Annotated in this window: 20 protein-coding genes; 13 read left to right on the forward strand and 7 right to left on the reverse strand. The window is 67.4% G+C overall.

Annotated features, from left to right (window positions below; genetic code table 11):
- Positions 1 to 395: 395 nt before the first annotated feature.
- The 6 genes from VEC11_RS07510 to rpoN all read left to right on the forward strand — a co-directional run bounded on the left by VEC11_RS07510 (position 396) and on the right by rpoN (position 5,582).
- Entirely contained in the window at positions 396 to 1,199 is an 804-nt protein-coding gene (locus tag VEC11_RS07510) for a TerC family protein (protein WP_464130035.1), read from the forward strand.
- Between the two features lie 40 nt (positions 1,200 to 1,239).
- Positions 1,240 to 1,857, forward strand: coding sequence for a ribonuclease D (locus VEC11_RS07515; RefSeq protein ID WP_464130037.1), 618 nt, complete (start codon positions 1,240 to 1,242; stop codon positions 1,855 to 1,857).
- Positions 1,858 to 1,865: 8 nt separating this feature from the next.
- A complete protein-coding gene (gene lptC, locus VEC11_RS07520) occupies positions 1,866 to 2,504 on the forward strand; it encodes an LPS export ABC transporter periplasmic protein LptC (protein WP_464130038.1) in 639 nt (212 codons plus the stop codon).
- Between the two features lie 5 nt (positions 2,505 to 2,509).
- The gene (locus VEC11_RS07525) at positions 2,510 to 3,031 is read left to right on the forward strand and encodes an LptA/OstA family protein (protein ID WP_464130040.1); all 522 of its coding nucleotides are present in this window, start codon (positions 2,510 to 2,512) and stop codon (positions 3,029 to 3,031) included.
- 111 nt (positions 3,032 to 3,142) lie between these two features.
- Positions 3,143 to 3,940 (forward strand): LPS export ABC transporter ATP-binding protein, encoded by a 798-nt coding sequence (gene lptB / locus VEC11_RS07530; protein WP_464130042.1) that lies wholly within the window; start codon positions 3,143 to 3,145, stop codon positions 3,938 to 3,940.
- 115 nt (positions 3,941 to 4,055) lie between these two features.
- Positions 4,056 to 5,582, forward strand: a complete 1,527-nt coding sequence (gene rpoN, locus VEC11_RS07535; RefSeq protein ID WP_464130044.1) for an RNA polymerase factor sigma-54 — start codon at positions 4,056 to 4,058, stop codon at positions 5,580 to 5,582.
- Positions 5,583 to 5,602: 20 nt separating this feature from the next.
- Here the strand turns inward: rpoN and VEC11_RS07540 are convergent, their stop codons facing one another.
- Complete coding sequence (locus tag VEC11_RS07540; RefSeq protein ID WP_464130045.1) at positions 5,603 to 6,073, reverse strand: hypothetical protein; 471 nt, start codon at positions 6,071 to 6,073, stop codon at positions 5,603 to 5,605.
- A 109-nt stretch (positions 6,074 to 6,182) separates the two neighbouring features.
- On the opposite strand from VEC11_RS07540, the gene VEC11_RS07545 reads away from it, so the two are divergent.
- From VEC11_RS07545 to VEC11_RS07565, 5 genes are all read left to right on the forward strand, one after another.
- The gene (locus tag VEC11_RS07545; protein ID WP_464130047.1) at positions 6,183 to 6,488 is read left to right on the forward strand and encodes a hypothetical protein; all 306 of its coding nucleotides are present in this window, start codon (positions 6,183 to 6,185) and stop codon (positions 6,486 to 6,488) included.
- Between the two features lie 288 nt (positions 6,489 to 6,776).
- Positions 6,777 to 7,979, forward strand: a complete 1,203-nt coding sequence (sucC, locus tag VEC11_RS07550; RefSeq protein ID WP_464130049.1) for an ADP-forming succinate--CoA ligase subunit beta — start codon at positions 6,777 to 6,779, stop codon at positions 7,977 to 7,979.
- Positions 7,980 to 8,078: 99 nt separating this feature from the next.
- Positions 8,079 to 8,828, forward strand: a complete 750-nt coding sequence (locus tag VEC11_RS07555) for an electron transfer flavoprotein subunit beta/FixA family protein (protein WP_464130051.1) — start codon at positions 8,079 to 8,081, stop codon at positions 8,826 to 8,828.
- A gap of 123 nt (positions 8,829 to 8,951) precedes the next feature.
- A complete protein-coding gene (locus VEC11_RS07560) occupies positions 8,952 to 9,881 on the forward strand; it encodes an electron transfer flavoprotein subunit alpha/FixB family protein (protein ID WP_464130053.1) in 930 nt (309 codons plus the stop codon).
- A 10-nt stretch (positions 9,882 to 9,891) separates the two neighbouring features.
- Complete coding sequence (locus tag VEC11_RS07565) at positions 9,892 to 10,731, forward strand: phytanoyl-CoA dioxygenase family protein (protein ID WP_464130055.1); 840 nt, start codon at positions 9,892 to 9,894, stop codon at positions 10,729 to 10,731.
- Here the strand turns inward: VEC11_RS07565 and VEC11_RS07570 are convergent.
- The 3 genes from VEC11_RS07570 to VEC11_RS07580 are packed head-to-tail and all read right to left on the reverse strand — an operon-like array spanning position 10,722 to position 13,755.
- Complete coding sequence (locus VEC11_RS07570) at positions 10,722 to 11,444, reverse strand: CPBP family intramembrane glutamic endopeptidase (RefSeq protein ID WP_464130057.1); 723 nt, start codon at positions 11,442 to 11,444, stop codon at positions 10,722 to 10,724. The genes VEC11_RS07565 and VEC11_RS07570 overlap by 10 nt on opposite strands.
- Positions 11,441 to 12,445 (reverse strand): histone deacetylase family protein, encoded by a 1,005-nt coding sequence (locus tag VEC11_RS07575; protein WP_464130059.1) that lies wholly within the window; start codon positions 12,443 to 12,445, stop codon positions 11,441 to 11,443. The genes VEC11_RS07570 and VEC11_RS07575 overlap by 4 nt, the downstream gene beginning before the upstream one ends.
- Positions 12,445 to 13,755, reverse strand: a complete 1,311-nt coding sequence (locus tag VEC11_RS07580; RefSeq protein ID WP_464130061.1) for a hypothetical protein — start codon at positions 13,753 to 13,755, stop codon at positions 12,445 to 12,447. The genes VEC11_RS07575 and VEC11_RS07580 overlap by 1 nt, the downstream gene beginning before the upstream one ends.
- Positions 13,756 to 13,905: 150 nt before the next feature.
- Between VEC11_RS07580 and VEC11_RS07585 the strand changes: the two genes are divergently transcribed.
- Positions 13,906 to 14,478, forward strand: a complete 573-nt coding sequence (locus VEC11_RS07585) for a glycosyltransferase (protein ID WP_464130063.1) — start codon at positions 13,906 to 13,908, stop codon at positions 14,476 to 14,478.
- 178 nt (positions 14,479 to 14,656) lie between these two features.
- On the opposite strand, the gene VEC11_RS07590 is transcribed toward VEC11_RS07585, so the two are convergent.
- Entirely contained in the window at positions 14,657 to 15,481 is an 825-nt protein-coding gene (locus VEC11_RS07590; protein ID WP_464130065.1) for a DNA adenine methylase, read from the reverse strand.
- Between the two features lie 221 nt (positions 15,482 to 15,702).
- On the opposite strand from VEC11_RS07590, the gene VEC11_RS07595 reads away from it, so the two are divergent.
- Positions 15,703 to 16,032 carry a hypothetical protein gene (locus VEC11_RS07595; protein ID WP_464130067.1) on the forward strand — a complete coding sequence of 110 codons (330 nt, stop codon included), beginning with the start codon at positions 15,703 to 15,705 and terminating at the stop codon, positions 16,030 to 16,032.
- A gap of 340 nt (positions 16,033 to 16,372) precedes the next feature.
- Here VEC11_RS07595 and VEC11_RS07600 read toward each other — a convergent pair whose 3' ends face one another.
- Both VEC11_RS07600 and VEC11_RS07605 read right to left on the reverse strand, forming a co-directional pair.
- Positions 16,373 to 16,519, reverse strand: coding sequence for a hypothetical protein (locus VEC11_RS07600; protein WP_464130069.1), 147 nt, complete (start codon positions 16,517 to 16,519; stop codon positions 16,373 to 16,375).
- A gap of 53 nt (positions 16,520 to 16,572) precedes the next feature.
- Positions 16,573 to 17,853 (reverse strand): phage head morphogenesis protein, encoded by a 1,281-nt coding sequence (locus VEC11_RS07605; protein ID WP_464130071.1) that lies wholly within the window; start codon positions 17,851 to 17,853, stop codon positions 16,573 to 16,575.
- Between the last annotated feature and the right edge of the window lie 191 nt (positions 17,854 to 18,044).

The raw sequence follows: 18,044 nt of genomic DNA on the forward strand, positions 1-18,044 counted from the left end.
GCCGCCATAGCCGCCGCCGCCGCCGCCGAAGCCGCCACGTTCCTGGAAACCGCCGCCGAAGCCACCGCTCTCTTCACCAAAGCCGTCGCGCTTGTCTCTGCCGCGCCCACCGCGCTCGCCGCGGCGCCCTCTGTCGAAACCCATTCTCTTGATTACTTTCCTGCCGCCCAATCCCCTGTTTCAAACCACCGCGCCGGGCATAGCGCGCAACGGCATGTCGCGCCGGAAAGGCGCGCTGCCGACTCACATAGACGAAAAAAGCCAGTGCGGCGAGTGGTTTTGGCTGTGGATTATTTTGATTTCCCCTCTGCGCGTGCAGCCGTGCAACACCCGCATTGCTCCCGCGCCACAGTTCGTGCAAGGGCGGCGGAACCGTCGCAATCGCAGAGAGGACCATGTTCGACCTCGCCATTCTTGCCCAGCCCGAAGCTTGGGCGGCGCTCGCCACCCTCGTCGTCATGGAGGTGGTGCTCGGCATCGACAACCTGATCTTCATCTCGATCCTGTCGAACAAGCTGCCCGCGGACCAGCGCCAGCGCGCGCGGCGGATCGGCATCGGCCTCGCTTTGATCATGCGGCTCATGCTGCTCTTCTCCATCGCCTGGCTGGTCGGCCTGACCGCGCCGGTCTTCGATCTCGGCATTTCGGGCGGCCTCGATTCGCACGGCAATCCCGCCTTCGAGACCAGCTTCTCCTGGCGCGACCTGATCCTCATCGCCGGCGGCCTCTTCCTGCTCTGGAAGGCGACCAAGGAGATCCACCACAATGTCGATCCGTCGCCGAATGACGACGTCTTCGACACTTCGAAGAAGCAGCTCGGCTTCAGCGCGGCGATCGTCCAGATCCTGCTGCTCGACCTGGTCTTCTCGGTCGATTCGATCCTGACCGCGGTCGGCATGACCGAGCATCTGATCATCATGGTGATCGCCGTGCTGTTCGCGGTCGGCGTGATGCTGCTCGCCGCCGATCCGCTCGCCAATTTCATCAACCGCAACCCGACCGTGGTGATGCTGGCGCTCGGCTTCCTGCTGATGATCGGCGCGGTGCTGATCGCCGATGGCTTCGGCGTCCATGTCCCCAAGGGCTATATCTACGCGGCCATGGCCTTCTCGGCTTTGGTCGAGGGGCTCAACATGTTCGCCCGCCGCGCCAGGACCCGGAAGGAGGAGGCGGCCGCGGCGCCGGCGGACGAAGGCTGAAGCCATTGAGCGTTAACCCGCATCGGCCTATGCGCCTCCTATGAGCGTCTATTTCCACGAAGAAGACCTGCCTGAAGGCGTCCTCGGCCCCGGCCCGGTCGCGGTCGACACCGAGACGATGGGGCTGATCCTGCCCCGCGACCGCCTGTGCCTGGTGCAGATTTCGGACGGCGGCGGCGACGAGCATCTCGTCCGCTTCGCGCCGGGCAGCGACTATGCCGCGCCGAACCTCAGGGCCGTGCTCGCCGACCCGGCCCGGCTCAAGCTCTACCATTTCGCCCGCTTCGACCTCGCCTCGATCCAGGCCTTTCTCGGGATCATGGCGGCGCCCGTTTATTGCACGAAGACGGCCTCGCGGCTGGTCCGCACCTATACCGACCGGCACGGCCTCAAGGATCTGGTCCGCGAGCTGCTCGGCCAGGAGATCTCCAAGCAGCAGCAGAGCTCCGACTGGGGCGCGCCGGAGCTCAGCGACGCGCAGAAGGATTATGCCGCGGCCGACGTCCGCTATCTCCACCAGCTCAGGGAGAAGCTCGACGCCCGCCTCGCGCGCGAGAACCGGGTCGCGCTCGCGCAGGCCTGTTTCGACTTCCTTCCGCACCGCGCCCTGCTCGATCTGGCCGGCTGGGCGGAACAGGATATCTTCGCCCATGTTTGATCTGCGTCATGTCCGAGCAAGCCACTAGCGAGCGGATCGTCAAGCGCGGCTGGGCGCAGCCCGGCGGCGCGCATGACAAGCTGATCCGCGTCCTCAAGATCGGGCTGCCGGCCTTGATCGGCGTGGTCCTCGCCTTCCTCTTCTTCTCCCCGCTCGGCGAGAAGCAGGAGGTCAGCTTCCTGCTCAAGAAGGACGAGGTCGGCCATGCCGAGGAACGGCTGAAGCTCACCGCCGTCACCTATCGCGGCCAGGACAATGACGGCCGGCCCTTCATCCTCTCCGCCCGCTCCGGCGTCCAGCAGACCAGCGCCAACCAGGTCGTCGACATCAGCGACATCCAGGCGCAGCTGCAGCTCGACAACGGCCCGGCCCGCATCCAGGCGGACCGCGCTCAGTATCAGATGGACCGCGACCATGTGAACGTGGTCGGCCCGCTCGTCTTCACCGCCGCCGACGGCTATCGGATGACGACCCGCGACGTGAATGTCGACATGCGCGCCCGCACCATGCAGAGCCGCGGCCGGGTCGACGGCCAGATGCCGCTCGGCCGCTTCACCGCCGGCCAGATGCATGTCGATCTGCCCAACCGGCGCGTCGTCCTCACCGGACGTCCGCGCTTGCATATCGTGCAGGGTGGGCTCAGATGAGCCGCATGGCGCTCCTTCGCTTCCTCCTCGTCGCCCCCGTGCTCGTCGCGGTCGCCCCCGCTTCGGGCCAGCAGGGGTCGGGCCTGTCCGGCTTCAACAGCAACGCGCCCGTGGACGTCGAGGCCGACCGGATCGAGGTGCAGGACCGCGCCGACCGGGCGATCTTCTCCGGCAATGTCGTCGCCCGTCAGGGCAATATGACGATGAGCGCGGCCCGGCTCACCGTCGCCTATACCGACACGCGCGGCGTCGACGTGCAGCGGCTCGAGGCGAGCGGCGGCGTCATGCTTCGCACGCCGAGCGAGACCGCGCGCGGCAGCTTCGCGCTCTACGACGTCAACCGGCGGATCGTCACCATGACCGGCGGCGTCCAGCTCACCCAGGGCCAGAACCGGGTGCAGGGCGGACGGCTGGTGCTCGATCTCAACAGCCACCGCGCCGTGATGGACGGCGGCGGCTCGAGCGGGCGGGTCAGCGGCCGCTTCACCGTGCCGCAGCGCCAGGGCGGCTCGAGCAGCAATAACTGACGCTTCGGCCACACCGGGGCCGAAAACCGTCGAAAACCGCCATGCATAAAGCTTGCCAGTTGAGCGAAGTCCTTGCTTCGCCTAGGAAGGCCGCAGGACTGCGGAGCACCAATGAACGACGCCGGCGCCCTTGAAAGACCCGATACGGGCGAGAAACCCAATACAGGCGCGGCGCTGGCGGATCCCTCTCGGGGCCTGTCCGTCGTCTCCATCGCCAAGTCCTACGACAGGAAGACCGTGCTCTCCGACGTCTCGCTCGGCGTCGACCGCGGCGAGGTGCTCGGCCTGCTCGGCCCGAACGGCGCCGGCAAGACCACCTGCTTCTATTCGATCATGGGCCTGGTGCGGCCGGACAGCGGGCGCATCCTGCTCGACGGGCAGGACATTACCGGCCTCCCCATGTACCGCCGCGCGATCCTCGGTCTCGGCTATCTGCCGCAGGAGACCTCGATCTTCCGCGGCCTCACCGTCGCCCAGAACATCATGGCCGTGCTCGAGGTCACCGAGCCCGACAAGGCGGCGCGGCAGGAGCGGCTCGACCAGCTGCTCGCCGAATTCCATATCGAGCGCCTGCGCGACAGCCCGGCCATGGCGCTGTCCGGCGGCGAGCGGCGGCGCTGCGAGATCGCCCGGGCGCTCGCCGCCAGCCCCTCGATCATGCTGCTCGACGAGCCCTTCGCCGGCATCGACCCGATCTCGATCCAGGACATTCGCGACCTGATCAAGGACCTCAAGAATCGCGACATCGGCGTTTTGATCACCGACCATAATGTCCGCGAGACGCTCGACATCGTCGACCGCGCCTGCATCATCTATGGCGGCCAGGTCCTCTTCGCCGGCTCGCCCCAGGACCTCGTCGCCGACGAGAATGTCCGCCGCCTCTATCTGGGCGAAAGCTTCGAGCTCTGATCATGGCGCCGCGCAATCGTCATTGCGAGCGAAGCCAAGCAACCCAGAGCGACCTTCGAGGCCAGGCTGGGTTGCCGCGTCGCTTCGCTCCTCGCAATGACGGGGTGAGATAAGAATGGCCCTCGGCCCCCGCCTCGACCTCCGCCAGTCCCAGTCGCTGGTGATGACGCCGCAGCTCCAGCAAGCGATCAAGCTGCTGGCGCTCTCCAATCTCGAGATCGAGACCTTCATCGCCGAGGAACTGGAAAAGAATCCCCTGCTCGAGGCCGAGCGCGGCCCCTCCGGCGACGAGGAGGTCGTGGCCGCGCCCGAACCCGATTATGACGCCGGAGCAGGCGGCGAGGGCGATCCCGACGCCCTGCCCGAGGCGGACGCCGGCGGCGGCGACGGCGCGCTCGACCTCGACCATGACGGGGAGGATTTCCACCAGGACAGCGCGGTCGACCGGATGGGCGCCACGGATTCAAGGGGCGCAGACGGCAGCCTCGGCCTCGACCATATCTCCCTCTCCGGCTCCGGCGAGGGTCCGGATTTCGACGCCTTCGCCGGCGACGATCTCTCGCTGCACGACCATCTCCGCCGCCAGGCCGGCGAGCTCCTCTCGGGCAGCGACCTGCTGATCGCCGAGCAGCTGATCGACCGGATCGACGAGACCGGCTATTTCCTCGTCTCCCTGGCCGAGACCGCCCAGCGCCTCGGCGTCCCGCCCGCCGAGGCCGAGCGCATCCTCGCCGTCATCCAGACCTTCGATCCGTCCGGCGTCGGCGCGCGCAACCTCTCCGAGTGCCTCGCGCTGCAGGCGAAGGACGCGAACCGCTACGATCCCGCCATGGCGCGACTGATCGCCAATCTCGACTATCTCGCCAAGGGCAATCTCGCCGCGCTCAAGCGCATCTGCCAGGTCGACGACGAGGACATGGCGGACATGATCCGCGAGCTGCGCGCCTACGACCCCAAGCCCGGCTGCCGCTTCGAGACGCACGAGCGGGTCGACGCCATCGTCGCCGACATCTTCGTCACCCGTCGCGGCGGCGGCTGGGCGGTGGAGCTGAACAGCGCCACCCTGCCGCGCCTGCTGGTCAACCGCACCTATTATCAGGAGCTGTCCTCGGGCCCGCAGGACAAGCAGTCACGCGCGTGGCTCAACGACTGCCTGCAGAGCGCCAACTGGCTGCTGAAGGCGCTCGACCAGCGTGCCCGCACGATCGTCAAGGTCGCCACCGAGATCGTCCTCCAGCAGGAGGGCTTCTTCCGCCACGGCGTCTCCCACCTGAAGCCGCTCACCCTGCGCGCGGTCGCCGAGACGATCGGCATGCACGAGTCGACGGTCAGCCGCGTCACCAGCAACAAATATCTCGCCTGCGACCGCGGCCTCTACGAGCTCAAATATTTCTTCACGAGCGGCATCCAGAGTGCCGACGGCGGCGACGCGGCGAGCTCCGAAGCGGTGAAGAGCCGCATCAAGGCCCTGATCGCCGCCGAGGATCCCAATGCGATCCTCTCCGACGACCAGCTGGTCGAGATGCTGAAGGGCGAGGGCTTCGACATCGCGCGGCGCACCGTCGCCAAATATCGCGAGGCGATCGGGCTGGGCAGCTCGGTGCAGCGGCGCCGGCAGAAGGCGATCGGGCGGGCGGCGTGAGATCTCCGAGTGCGAGTAGGTCAGGGTAGAAGCGCGATCCCGCCCGCGACGATGACTCCCAGGACAAGGATGGCGATTCCCCCGAGCAGGGCGAACACGGCGAGGCGATACCTGAAGACCCGGCCATTATAGATGATCAGGGCCTTCGAGGCGGCAGCGTCAATCCGTTCTTGGTCTTCAAGTGCTTCTGAACCCTCAAACAGCTTCTTGTCGAAATGGCTGATGATCGTGAGGCAGGTAGCACACATAAGCCCAGCGAATGCGAACAGGCCAAGTGATCCGCCGACAATAATGGTCGCTACTGGAAAATCGGCTTTGGCCCAAAGGCTCTGGAGCACAATGGTCGATGCCGCTGCGAAGCCTCCGATCAGGCCGGCCAGTCCTCCGGCCTTGGTATCGATGACGTCGAGTGATTTCAGAGCGCTCGCCGCATGGGCGTCTTTCCGCATTTCTCCAAGAAGGGCGAAATAGGATTTAGGGCTGTCTGACATTGCATGCTCCCGCCAAGCTTTCTTCGAACATAGCGCCGCCCGCGTTTCAAGGCAGAGGGTCGGCAGCATTCACATTGCGGACAGCCCGCTGCGGAGATAGCCATAATCCATGAGTTTTCGCTTTGCCGGCGCCGTCGCGGCCATCCTGCTCCTCACCGCCTGCGCCATCCCCGAGGCGCGCCTGCGCACCGGCCTGCGCAATGCCGGCCTGTCCGAGGCGATGGCCGCCTGCATGGCGGAGCGGATGGTGGACCGGCTGTCGCTCGCCCAGCTCAGCCGGATCGGCGACCTGCCGCGCGCCTCCTCGGCCGTCTCGATGAGCGAGTTCCTCCACCGCCTCCGCGCGCTCGGCGACATGCAGATCGTCGGCGTCGCCAGCAGCTCGGCGGGGCTCTGCGCGGTCGGGCTGGGGTAGGCGATCGCTCGCTGAGAACGCCCACATGAGTCATCCCGGCGGAAGCCGGGATGACCAGGAAGTGCCGGCTCCCCTTCAAATGTTGGAATTTCTCTGGTCCAGTGGCGGCATGCCCGCTTCGCTCAGCGCTGCCGCCGTGCCTCCTTCGCACTCGCGCGGGCCCGGGCGGAAGGTGACAACGCAACAAAAATCCCGATTCCGTCCACCTTGTCACCTTTCGCGCGCCGGCCGCGCCTGTCCTCCCGCCTCCCTTGCAGCCCGCTCCCCCCTGTGCTTTAGGCCCGCTCCATGAACATCCATGAATATCAGGCCAAGGAGCTGCTCGCGAAGTTCGGCGTGCCCGTCCCCGCCGGCTTCGCGGCGATGAGCGTCGAGGAGGCGGTCGCCGCGTCGGAGAAATTGCCCGGGCCACTCTACGTCGTGAAAGCCCAGATCCATGCCGGCGGCCGCGGCAAGGGCAAGTTCAGGGAATTGGGCCCCGATGCCAAAGGCGGCGTCCGCCTCGCCCGCTCCGCCGGGGAGGTCCGCGCCGCCGCGGCCGAGATGCTCGGCAACACCCTCGTGACCGTCCAGACCGGCCCGGCCGGCAAGCAGGTCAACCGCCTCTACGTCACCGACGGCGTCGACATCGCGCAGGAATTCTATTTGGCCCTGCTCGTCGACCGGAAGACGGGCCGGATCGCCTTCGTCGCCTCGACCGAGGGCGGCATGAACATCGAGGACGTCGCCCACGACAGCCCCGAGAAGATCCACAGCTTCGACGTCGATCCCGCCACCGGCTTCATGCCGCATCACGGCCGCACCGTGGCGAAAGCGCTGAACCTGACCGGCAACCTGGCGAAGCAGGCGCAGAAGGTCGCCAAACTGCTGTTCGAGGCCTTCATCGGCACCGACGCCTCGCAGATCGAGATCAACCCGCTCGCCGTCACCGACAAGGGCGAATTGCTCGTCCTCGACGCCAAGGTCGGCTTCGATTCCAACGCCGAGTTCCGCCATCCGGACCTCGAGGCCCTTCGCGACGTCACCGAGGAGGACCCGATGGAGGTCGAGGCCTCGAAGCACGACCTCGCCTACATCAAGCTGGACGGCAATATCGGCTGCATGGTGAACGGCGCCGGCCTCGCCATGGCGACGATGGACATCATCAAGCTGAACGGCGCCTTCCCGGCCAATTTCTGCGACGTCGGCGGCGGCGCCTCGAAGGAGAAGGTCACCGCGGCCTTCAAGATCATCCTCAGCGATCCCGCCGTCGAGGGCATCCTCGTCAACATCTTCGGCGGGATCATGCGCTGCGACATCATCGCCGAGGGCATCGTCGCAGCGGCGCGCGAGATGGACATCAAGGTGCCGCTCGTGGTCCGGCTCGAGGGCACCAATGTCGAGGAGGGCAAGGCGATCCTCGCCGATTCCGGCCTCGCCATCGTCCCGGCAAACGATCTCGGTGACGCGGCAAGGAAGATCGTCGCGGAGGTTGCGAAGGTAGCTGCGTAAGATTGACCTGAACCGTCACCCCGGCGCAGGCTGGGGTCCATGCAGAGTCCGCTTGGATGCCAGCCTCCGCTGGCATGACGAGAGAAGAGAGGACCCGAAATGAAGCTCCTGGTCGCCGTCAAACGGGTGATCGATTTCAACGTGAAGCCGCGGGTGAAGCCCGACGGCACCGGCGTCGATCTCGCCAACGCCAAGATGAGCATGAACCCGTTCGACGAGATCGCGGTCGAGGAGGCGATCCGGCTGAAGGAGAAGGGCGCCGCCACCGAGATCGTCGCCGTCTCGATCGGCCCGGCCAAGGCGCAGGAGACCTTGCGCACCGCTTTGGCCATGGGCGCAGACCGCGCCATCCTGATCCAGACCGACGACGAGGTCGAGCCGCTGGCCGTGGCCAAGCTGCTCGCCAAGGTCGCCGAGGAGGAGCAGCCCGGTCTCGTCATCCTCGGCAAGCAGGCGATCGACGACGACAGCAACCAGACCGGCCAGATGCTCGCCGCCCTGCTCGGCTGGGGCCAGGGCACCTTCGCCTCGAAGGTCGAGATCGCCGGCGACAAGGTCGACGTCACCCGCGAGGTCGATGGCGGCCTCGAGACGGTGAAGCTCAATGTGCCGGCCGTGATCACCACCGACCTTCGGCTCAACGAGCCGCGCTATGCGAGCCTGCCCAACATCATGAAGGCCAAGTCCAAGCCGCTCGCGCAGAAGACGCCGGCGGATTACGGCGTCGACACCGCGCCGCGCCTCCAGACCCTGAAGGTCGAGGAGCCGTCGAAGCGCCAGGCCGGCGTCAAGGTCGCGGACGTGGATGAATTGATCGGCAAATTGAAAGCGCTTGGGGTTGTCGCCTGACTCCCCACCCCCGTTCGCCCTGAGCCTGTCGAAGGGCTGTCCTTCGCTTGGGGCGTTGAAAGAAGGGCAGGGCTTCGACAAGCTCAGCCCGAACGGTCTTGAGAGAATATTGAGGACATGAACATGATCGCACTGGTTCTCGTCGAGCATGACGGCGCCGTCGTGAAGGACGCCACCCTCGCCACCGTCACCGCCGCCGCGCAGCTGGGCGAGGTCCATGCCCTGGTCGCGGGCGAAGGGGTCGGCGCCGTCGCCCAGGCCGCCGCGAAAATCGCCGGCGTGACCAAGGTCCATGTCGCCGACGGCGCCGCCTTCGGCCACCAGTTGGCCGAGAATGTCGCGCCGGTCGCCGCTGCTCTGGTCCGCGACCATTGCGATTATTTCGTCGCCCCGGCCACGACCACGGGCAAGAACATCGCCCCGCGCGTCGCCGCCTTGCTCGACGTCATGCAGATTTCCGACATCCTCAGCGTCGAGGGGCCAGACACCTTCACCCGGCCGATCTATGCCGGCAACGCGATCGCGACAGTGAAATCGTCCGACGCGAAGAAGGTGATCACCGTCCGCGGCACTGCCTTCGCCAGGGCCTCCGCCGAGGGCGGCAGCGGCAGCGTCGAGAGCGTCTCTGGTTCGGATGCGGGCCTGTCCAGCTTCGTCGGCGCCGAGCTCAGCAAATCCGAACGCCCCGAGCTGACCAGCGCCAAGATCATCGTCTCCGGCGGCCGCGCCTTCGGCTCGTCCGAGCAGTTCCACGCCCTGCTCGATCCGCTCGCCGACAAGCTCAAGGCCGGCGTCGGCGCCAGCCGCGCGGCGGTCGACGCGGGCTATGCGCCGAACGACTATCAGGTCGGCCAGACCGGCAAGATCGTCGCCCCCGAAGTCTATATCGCAATCGGCATTTCCGGCGCGATCCAGCACCTCGCGGGCATGAAGGATTCGAAGACGATCATCGCCATCAACAAGGATGAGGACGCGCCCATCTACCAGGTCGCGGACATCGGCCTGGTCGGCGACCTGTTCAAGATCGTGCCGGAGCTCACGGAGAAACTGTAGCGTCGCTGTCATGCCGGATCGGTCGTCCGCCTGGGTCGAAGACTATTTGCGCGATGGCTATGCCATCGTCCGCGGCCTGTTTTCGCCGGACGAGATTGCGGCGATCGGGGCGGCGGTCGACCAGGTCCACGCCGAGGGCGTCGCCCATGGCCGCAGCTTCCGCCACGGCAATCTCTTCTACAATGTCGAGCCGAGCGACGACGGGCCGCCGCAGGTGCGGATGGTCCAGTGGATGTCCTGGCACCAGCCGGTGCTCAACGCCGTCCGGCTCGACCGCCGCCTGGCGCGCGTGCTGGAGCCGTTGATCGGGCGCGACCTCAAGCAGATCATCAACCAGCTTCACTGGAAGACGCCGGGCAGCAAGGGCGATTTCGCCTGGCACCAGGATTCGCGCTTCCGCCTGCCCGAGGTCGCCTACCGCAATCTCGGCACCTCCTACGTCCAGACCGGCCTCGCCATCGATCCGCACAATCCCGGCAGCGGCGGCATGCGCTTCGTGCCCGGCAGCCACCGGCGCGGCAGCCTGCCGCTGGACACCACGACCGAGGTGCTCGGCACGGCGATGGACGACGCCGCCCTGGTGGAGGCCGGATTGTCGCCGGAGAAGGTGGTCGACCTGGTGCTCGAGCCGGGCGACCTCGCCTTGTGGAACCCCTATCTGGTCCACGCCTCCGGGCTCAACAGCTCCGGCCACCGCCGCCGCCTCTACATCAACGGCTATATCCGCGCCGGGGATTGCGACCGCGGCGAATGGGCCTTCCGCGACGGCGAGCCGGTGCCGTTCGGCGCGGAGCCCGCCCTGGTTCATTACGAGGCCCTGCACGAACGCGGCGAGCCGCATTACGTCTGAGGTTCGGCGGCTTGCTCCGGCTCGTGCCGCAGTACCAGCCAGGCGGTGACCATCGAGGAGATGTCGAGCGCGGCGTGGAGCAGCATCGGCAGCAGCAGCGAGCCGGTCTCGAGATAGACCCAGCCGAACAGCGCGCCGATGAGGCCGGTCAGGAGCACGCCCCGAATGCCCTGGTAGGAATGGGCGAGGCCGAACAGCAGGGACGAGGCGGCGAGCGCGCCCCACTGGTCGAGCCAGCTGCCGAAATAGGCCATCAGATAGCCGCGATAGGCGAGCTCCTCGAACACGCCGGCGAAGACCGAAACGAGGAGCGCCCAGCGGAGCTGGCGGCCGTTCCGCGGCAGGATCGCCTCGAGCTTGCCGAACTGCCTGCGCATCGAGGCTGCCGCCTTCGGGCTGGCCGCGACGAGGATCGGGCGCAGCGCCAGCCCGCCGAGCGCGCCCATGGCGATGCCCAGCGCGAGGCCCGAGGCGCTGCCCGAGGCAAGGCCCATCGCCGCCCAGTCCCGCCCGGCGCCCCACCAGAGCGCCATGGCACCGAGCCCGAGGCCGGTCAGCCAGACCAGGGTGTGCTGATATTCGCGCACCAGCGCCGCGCTGCCCTCCCGCGCCAGCCGCTCAAGAAAGACCTGATAGGCGAAGTAGCCGATGACCGGAAAGACGATCCCCGGGACCAGGATGACGAAGAGATGGTCGAGCAGGTTCGGGGTCACGCCAGCCCCTCGAGGAAGGCCGCGACATTGGGCCCGAGCGCGTCGACCGCATAGCCGCCTTCCATCACCACCAGGCCGGGCAGGCCCAGCGAAGCGATCCGGGCGGCCATAACCGCATAGTCCGGCGTCTCCAGCTTGAAGAAGGAGATCGGATCGCCCGCCCAGGTATCGGCGCCATAGCTGATCACCAGCAGGTCCGCCCCGAAGCCGGCGATGGCGGCGAGCGCCCGCTCCAGCGCCGGCAGATATTCGGCGAGGCCCGCGCCGCGCGGCAGCGGCAGGTTCAGCGTTGCGCCTTCGCCCGCGCCTTCCCCGCGCTCGTCCGCATGGCCCCAGAAATAGGGATAGTCGGTCCGGGGGTCGGCGTGGATGGAGGCGAAGAAGACGTCGCCCCGTTCGTAAAAAAGGTCCTGCGTGCCGTTGCCATGATGATAGTCGACGTCGAGGATCGCGACCCGCCGCCCGGCCGTAGTCGCTGCCTCGGCCGCGATCGCCGCATTGTTCAGGTGGCAATAGCCGCCGAGATAGTCGCGCCCCGCATGATGACCCGGCGGCCGGCACAAGGCGAAGGCGGCCCGCTCCCCCACCAGCACCGCATCGAGCGCGGTGAGCGCAGTCTGTGCGGACCAATAGGCGCCCCCCCAGGTCCCTTCGGCGATCGGCGAGGACGCATCGAAGCTGTAGGCGCCGAGCTTCGCGTCGATCCGGTCGAGCGCGAGCGGGCGCCGCCGCACTATCGGCCAGGCATAGCCCGAAGCGTCGCCCGCACGGCCGGCCGCCCGCCAGTCCTTGTGGGCGCTCCACAGGAAGGCGAGATAGGCCTCGTCATGCACCGCCCTGAGCGGCGCCTCGCCATGGTCGACCGCCCCCTCCACCGGCCCCAGCGCGGCCAGCACCGCCTCGGCCCGTGCCGGCGTCTCGGCATAGGGGACGAAGCCGCCATTGTGCAGCTCCATGGTCGGCGCATGGGCGAGCTGGCGCGGATCGAAGAAGCAGCGCATCAGCGCGCCACGGGCTGCAGGGCGCTCGGCAGGAAGGGCTCGGACAGCATCCGCGCCATCGTCCGCCAGCGGCGCTCCAGCGGAGCGTCGCCCCATTCCACGAAGCGCCCGACCAGCTCCTCGCCCAGCCCGTAATTGATCACATAGGAGCGGTATTGGTCGGTGAAGGCGATCGACTGCCGCGCCCGGGATTCGGAGACCAGGGAATAGCGCTGGGTGAGACGGATGGCCTCCGCCCGGTCGATCCGCCCGTCCAGATAGGCGGCGGCGATGGCGATGCGCGCGCCCGAAAGCTCCTCCACCACATCCTGCAGCCGCAGATAGGCATCCGCCTCGCCGCCCGGCAGGCCGGCGAGCGGATAGAGCACGCGCCGCTCGAAGGCGAGCCGCTCTTCCCCGGGAAAGGCGAGCTCGACCCCGTAATTGGCGCTGCCCTCGGCAATGAAGCTCTGCGGCGAATAGAGCGGATAGACCATATATTCGACCCAGCCGCGCCCGCGCGCCAGGTTCCGCTCCAGCAGCATGTTGTAGGCGTGATGGCCGGGATAGCCTTCGTGGCAGCCGAGGTCGATCGCCCGGCCCATCCGCACCGGCTGATCGGTGTTGACCTGGATCAGGCTGTGATAATTGCCCTGGTACCAATTATAGCCGGACCAGCTCCGCTGGGTGACGAATTCCAGCGTGAAATGCTCGCCGCGCGGCAGCGGGATATGGGCGGCGGTGCGGCGGCGGCACTCGGCGATCGCCGCGCGCATGACCGCATCGAGCCGGTCGCGGGGGATCACGAACCGGCCCATGAAGGCGTCGACCCGCTGCGGCAGCGGCCCGTCGCCCGGCACCAGCCGCTCGATCCGCGCCAGCACCGGATCGAACTCGCTCAGCGGACGCGGCTGCGGATCGACGCCGTAGAGGCCGAGCGCCTCCTCGCGGAAGCTGAGCCGCTCGCCCTGCAGCATCCTCAGGCGGGTGATCGCCGCATTGATTTGCGCGGAGAGGAAGAGCTGGCGCCGTCCCGCGAGCGTCGCCGGCGGCGGCCGCAGCGCCTGCAGCCGCCGGCTCAACAGCCGCGCCGCTTCCGCCAGTTGCGGCAGGGTGCGCGGATTGGCCCGGGCCGCAGTCCGCCAGGCGGGCGGGCCGTAATAGGCGTCGACATAGCCTTCGTCCCGCTCGCCCAGCTCGAGCACGAGCCGCACATAGTCCCGCGCGATCGCATCCATATTGTCGCGGGCGGGGGCGCGGGGCTGCGCGGCGGCGGCCGTGGCGAGGGTCAGGGACAGGAAGGCGGCGAGCAGGGCGCGAAGCAGGGTCATGGCGTCAGCATGGCGGCTTCGGCGTCGCGGTGGAAGTGGGTCGTGAGCCCCAACCAAATTCATCCGAAATGGACCAATCCACCGCTTTTCGAAACTTCTTGCGACTCATTGCGCGTAAATGGATGATCATCGTTTCGAGTCGGAGGCTGAATGGGGGGCTTCGACATCCTGCTGGCGGCCTGCAGCTTCGTCATGCGCGAAGCGGCGCTGTTCGCCGCCTTCTGTTTCCTGCTGCTCGGCCTGAGCGACCTCATCGTCGATCTGATCTGGCTCGGCCTGAGGCTGGCGCGCCGCGGGAGGCGGCCGCCCTTCCCCGTCGCGGCGCAGCCGGGCCGGCTCGCCATCTTCGTACCCGCCTGGGACGAGGCGGCGGTGATCGGGCGCATGCTGACCCATGCCCAGGCGGCATTCGCCGGCGCCGATTACCGCCTCTATGTCGGCTGCTATCCCAACGATCCCGCGACGATCGCGGCGGTGCGCGCCGCCGCGGGACCGCGCCTCCGGCTCGTCATCGGCCCCGCGCCCGGTCCGACCAGCAAGGCCGACTGCCTGAACCGGATCTGGGAGCGCATGCTGGAGGACGAGGCGGAAGCGGGCGTGAGGGTCTGTAACTGGCCACGAACTGGGAAGAGAGGAACGACCCGGGATTTGGCGGGATATGCCGGGACATGGTGGGATGAAAATGGCGGTTTTCCGCCACTCCGGCCGCGAAGCGGCCTGTGATCTAACTTCCAAACAATAAATGGCCACGCGGCGCCTGAAGCGGCGTTGCATCGTCGGTTCACTCTCTGTGCGAGCCCTCCGAGAAGGGCCCCGACTTCCCAGTTCCCGGGGGCGGCACTTCCCAGAACCGAAGAGCCGCAGAAAACTGCGAAAAATCGCTCCCTTCGCGGCGATTGCCTCACGACGCCACTTCCCAGTTTGTAATGATGAGCTCGCCCGCACTTTGGGCGTTGTCGCCGCCGGCAACGGAATAGGTGGTCTCGACGCCCTCGATGGCGAAACGCCTGAAGATCTGGCGCACCTCTGGCCGGTCGTTCAGGCTCAGGATGAAACGGCCTTTCAACCCTGCCAGTCGATCGGCCATGAGAGCGAATTGGGACTGGTCGAACAGGTCCGCGCCATAGTCGTCTTCGCAATCGAAGTAGGGAGGATCGAGGTAAAAGAGCGTGCCCGGCCGGTCATATCGATCGATGAAAGCGAGCCAGTGCATCCGCTCGATGACCACGCCGGACAGACGCTCGTGCAGGGCCTCTAGGACGGGCGCCAACTTCGTCACATCGAACCTCGCCGGCGTCGTGGCGCTGACGCCGAAGTGCCGGCTCGCCACCTTGCCACCGAAGGCCAGGCGCTGAAGGTAAAGGAAGCGCGCGGAGCGCTGCAGATCAGTCAGCGTCGACGGGTCGGTGCGCATGAGCCGCTCGAACCCCGCACGCGTCGTCAGCTGCCACCGGATCATGTCCATGAAGGCGACGTAATGGTGCTGGAGGACACGGAAGAACGTCGCGACGTCCTCCGACCAATCGTTGATGATCTCGACCTTGGGTCGGCAATCGCGGCGGAGGAAGATGCCGCCCATTCCGACGAAGGCCTCGGCATAGCAGGTGTGAGGGATCGACCCGATCCGGGTCACCAAGCGGCGAGCGAGGTTTCGCTTGCCGCCAATGTAACCGGCGGCGGGGCGGACAGCCTGAACGGGTTCGAGGCCGCTAGCGCGGCCGGGCATTGGACTCGACTCCATGAAGGGATGTTCCCTATTGCCTCGCCTCCCGTGCGCGGGGGGCGGGGTGATTCCAGCCTGATCAAGCTGGTTCATGGCGGGTCGACACCGCCGGCTCGGGGCGCGCCAACGCCCCTGCTCCCGCCTCGCGGCGGACAACCTATGGAATCCGTAGCTCAGCGCCACCATGTGTCTCCCCTCGACATCATGGTTAACGGGAGATCGACATGAAGAACGGTTTGTACTCGGTGCAATTCGGCGTCGGCGGTCGCATCGGGAGCGGGGTCGTCACTTATCGCGACGGCCAAGCGACCGGCGGGGACGCTGGTTTCGCCTATGCGGGCAACATCGCCCAGGATGGCGACCAGTTGAGCGGTAAAATCGACATTTGGCAGCACACGCCCGGCCAGGACAACGTCTTCGCAGGTCTGAAGTCCTTCCAGCTGGATGTGATCGGCCACCAAGCCACCGAGGACACCGCCGGTCTGCATGGCACGACGACCGATGCCCCTGGGCAGGCCGTCAAAGTCTCCATGCAGCTGATCCGGGCGCTTTGAGCAGAACTCCGCCGCGGAGCCGGCGTCAGCGAGGAGGGCAAGCAGGCCCGGCATGTTGTAAATCGCCGCGGGCGTGTGATCGACCTCGGTCAGGACGCGGGCTGGCAGCGGATCGGCGGCCAAGCGCGCGAGGATAGGGCTGCGCGCCTTCATTGAACGGCAACCGCCGCGGCGCTATATCGAGGGAGCGACGCGCGAAACACGGTGAACCTGCCTGCCGTAGCACGGGCCCTGCCCGGAGCGCATTGCGAGGGACCGGCAGTCCTCGCCGCGCGCCGCACCCTCGCCCAGCCGAGATCGTTGACGCCGCTGTCTTCCTCGTCGTCGGGGCCGAGCGCGGTCATCGCTGCGCGGCCTCGCGCTGCTCGATCATGCGGACCGCCTCTTCCACATTTTGCCGATAGGCCCCGCGAGTGCCCTCCCGGAACGTCTCGAAGATGGCATCCTTCAGCGCGCGCGGAAGGCCGCGCCAGTGAGGCCAGCACATCAGCTGACCGTCCTTTGCCGGACGGGGGCAATCCGGGATGCGGCAGGGATGGCTCACGCCTCGTCCTCCCCGTCGTCGGGCTCGTCGGCCGCATCCTGAGCAATGAGCGCCGCCAGCGCGGCGGTGATCTGCCCGAAGATCAGAGGGTAGCGGCTCTGCAGGCGCTCGATCTCGCGCGCCCGCGCCCACTGCAGGCTGGTGACGAACAGCTCGCCGCGATCGGCGGTGACTTTGACCACCGCCTTCAGCCAGCGGCCGTCTTCCAGGCGAGTGAAAATGAGGCGCTGATCGTCCTGCTGGAAGACCAGATCCGGATCCGCGCCTAGATCGGGCAGGCGCCGATATTCGGGAATGCCGATCTCGGGGTGGCTGCGGCGCTGCTTGGCCCAGGTATCGGCCGACAGGACGCCGACCCGGCTTTGGGCGCCTACGGCGTCGCGCAGCTCGTCATTGAGCAGCATGACGGGGAAGGAGGCGCCCTCCTCGTCCATCGCCTGCAGGAAGGCCGGAGCATCGACCAGGTCGCGGAGCATGGCGCGCGCGCCGGCCAGATCGTGGTCGCCATAGCGGCCGAGTGTCGAGACCGCCTTGTCGCCGATCGCGCGCATGCTCGCCTGACCGGGATTGTAACCCCAGCCCGGATCGATGCCCGGCGGGACGGCCTCAGGCGTAGGCGAGCCGGACCGCCAGAAGCGGCGCGGTGGGCCATCCTGCGGCGGCCGAGGGCTGACCTTCCAGCCGCGGCGTTCGAGATCCCGCTCGCCGAGCTGGACGACCGTGCAGCGGCAATTCCAGCCACAGGGCGGGAAATGTGTGTTCCACCACTCGTGGTCGACCGGCAGGATCGTCCCGTGCCAGCGGCGGTGAAGCGGCCGCGTCCGATCGTCCATGACGGCCGAGTAGCGGAGGAAGGGCGCCACATCTTTGCGGTCCTGGATGCGGGCCCACTGGCCGGCGGCGCGGCTGACCCGCATGTTGGTCCGGAAGATCGTCTCCAGGCGCCGCGGTCCGATGAAGACGGGCGCGCTCGTGCCGGTCAGGTCGCGATCCTCGACGCGGCCCCACCACCCGGCGCGCTGCAGCTCGGGGATGATGTTCGCCTTCCACTGCTCGAAGGTCGAGCCGTTGTTGAGAGCGTCGGCCAGCGAGTTCCGGATCGTGTCGAGGAGATCAAGGCGGGCGAGCTTGGCGACGGTGAACGCGCGCGCATGCTCGTCCTGCCACATGTCGTGCCACTTGACCGTGGTGCGCAGCTCGCCCCGCGCGTCGAAGGCACGACGGGTGTCGTCGGGCGGGAGGCCGATCAGGGGGCGGATGTCAACGAGCCCGCTCACGCTGCGGGGCTCCGCTGGCAGAAGCACGCGCGATTCAAACGGGACCGATAAGGTTCAAAAGACGGGAGGTGGCAAGGGTGCGATAATCGCGCCCGAAACAGAGGATCGGAGCGATGGAGTGGACGTTCAACGTGGACTTTACCCCCTTGCTGTTGCTTGGGGCATTGCTCGCGCTGGGATGGCGCCCACGG

Origin of the sequence: Allosphingosinicella sp., from assembly GCF_035626655.1 — a bacterium.
Lineage (GTDB): Bacteria > Pseudomonadota > Alphaproteobacteria > Sphingomonadales > Sphingomonadaceae > Allosphingosinicella.

What these genes read in the sequence shown, in the direction of transcription:
- VEC11_RS07510 (WP_464130035.1), top strand. Translation starts at nt 396, where the DNA reads ATGTTCGACCTCGCCATTCTTGCCCAGCCCGAAGCTTGGGCGGCGCTC.
- VEC11_RS07515 (WP_464130037.1), top strand. Translation starts at nt 1,240, where the DNA reads ATGAGCGTCTATTTCCACGAAGAAGACCTGCCTGAAGGCGTCCTCGGC.
- lptC (WP_464130038.1), top strand. Translation starts at nt 1,866, where the DNA reads ATGTCCGAGCAAGCCACTAGCGAGCGGATCGTCAAGCGCGGCTGGGCG.
- VEC11_RS07525 (WP_464130040.1), top strand. Translation starts at nt 2,510, where the DNA reads ATGGCGCTCCTTCGCTTCCTCCTCGTCGCCCCCGTGCTCGTCGCGGTC.
- lptB (WP_464130042.1), top strand. Translation starts at nt 3,143, where the DNA reads ATGAACGACGCCGGCGCCCTTGAAAGACCCGATACGGGCGAGAAACCC.
- rpoN (WP_464130044.1), top strand. Translation starts at nt 4,056, where the DNA reads ATGGCCCTCGGCCCCCGCCTCGACCTCCGCCAGTCCCAGTCGCTGGTG.
- VEC11_RS07540 (WP_464130045.1), bottom strand. Translation starts at nt 6,073, where the DNA reads ATGTCAGACAGCCCTAAATCCTATTTCGCCCTTCTTGGAGAAATGCGG.
- VEC11_RS07545 (WP_464130047.1), top strand. Translation starts at nt 6,183, where the DNA reads ATGAGTTTTCGCTTTGCCGGCGCCGTCGCGGCCATCCTGCTCCTCACC.
- sucC (WP_464130049.1), top strand. Translation starts at nt 6,777, where the DNA reads ATGAACATCCATGAATATCAGGCCAAGGAGCTGCTCGCGAAGTTCGGC.
- VEC11_RS07555 (WP_464130051.1), top strand. Translation starts at nt 8,079, where the DNA reads ATGAAGCTCCTGGTCGCCGTCAAACGGGTGATCGATTTCAACGTGAAG.
- VEC11_RS07560 (WP_464130053.1), top strand. Translation starts at nt 8,952, where the DNA reads ATGATCGCACTGGTTCTCGTCGAGCATGACGGCGCCGTCGTGAAGGAC.
- VEC11_RS07565 (WP_464130055.1), top strand. Translation starts at nt 9,892, where the DNA reads ATGCCGGATCGGTCGTCCGCCTGGGTCGAAGACTATTTGCGCGATGGC.
- VEC11_RS07575 (WP_464130059.1), bottom strand. Translation starts at nt 12,445, where the DNA reads ATGCGCTGCTTCTTCGATCCGCGCCAGCTCGCCCATGCGCCGACCATG.
- VEC11_RS07580 (WP_464130061.1), bottom strand. Translation starts at nt 13,755, where the DNA reads ATGACCCTGCTTCGCGCCCTGCTCGCCGCCTTCCTGTCCCTGACCCTC.
- VEC11_RS07585 (WP_464130063.1), top strand. Translation starts at nt 13,906, where the DNA reads ATGGGGGGCTTCGACATCCTGCTGGCGGCCTGCAGCTTCGTCATGCGC.
- VEC11_RS07590 (WP_464130065.1), bottom strand. Translation starts at nt 15,481, where the DNA reads ATGCCCGGCCGCGCTAGCGGCCTCGAACCCGTTCAGGCTGTCCGCCCC.
- VEC11_RS07595 (WP_464130067.1), top strand. Translation starts at nt 15,703, where the DNA reads ATGAAGAACGGTTTGTACTCGGTGCAATTCGGCGTCGGCGGTCGCATC.
- VEC11_RS07600 (WP_464130069.1), bottom strand. Translation starts at nt 16,519, where the DNA reads ATGTGCTGGCCTCACTGGCGCGGCCTTCCGCGCGCGCTGAAGGATGCC.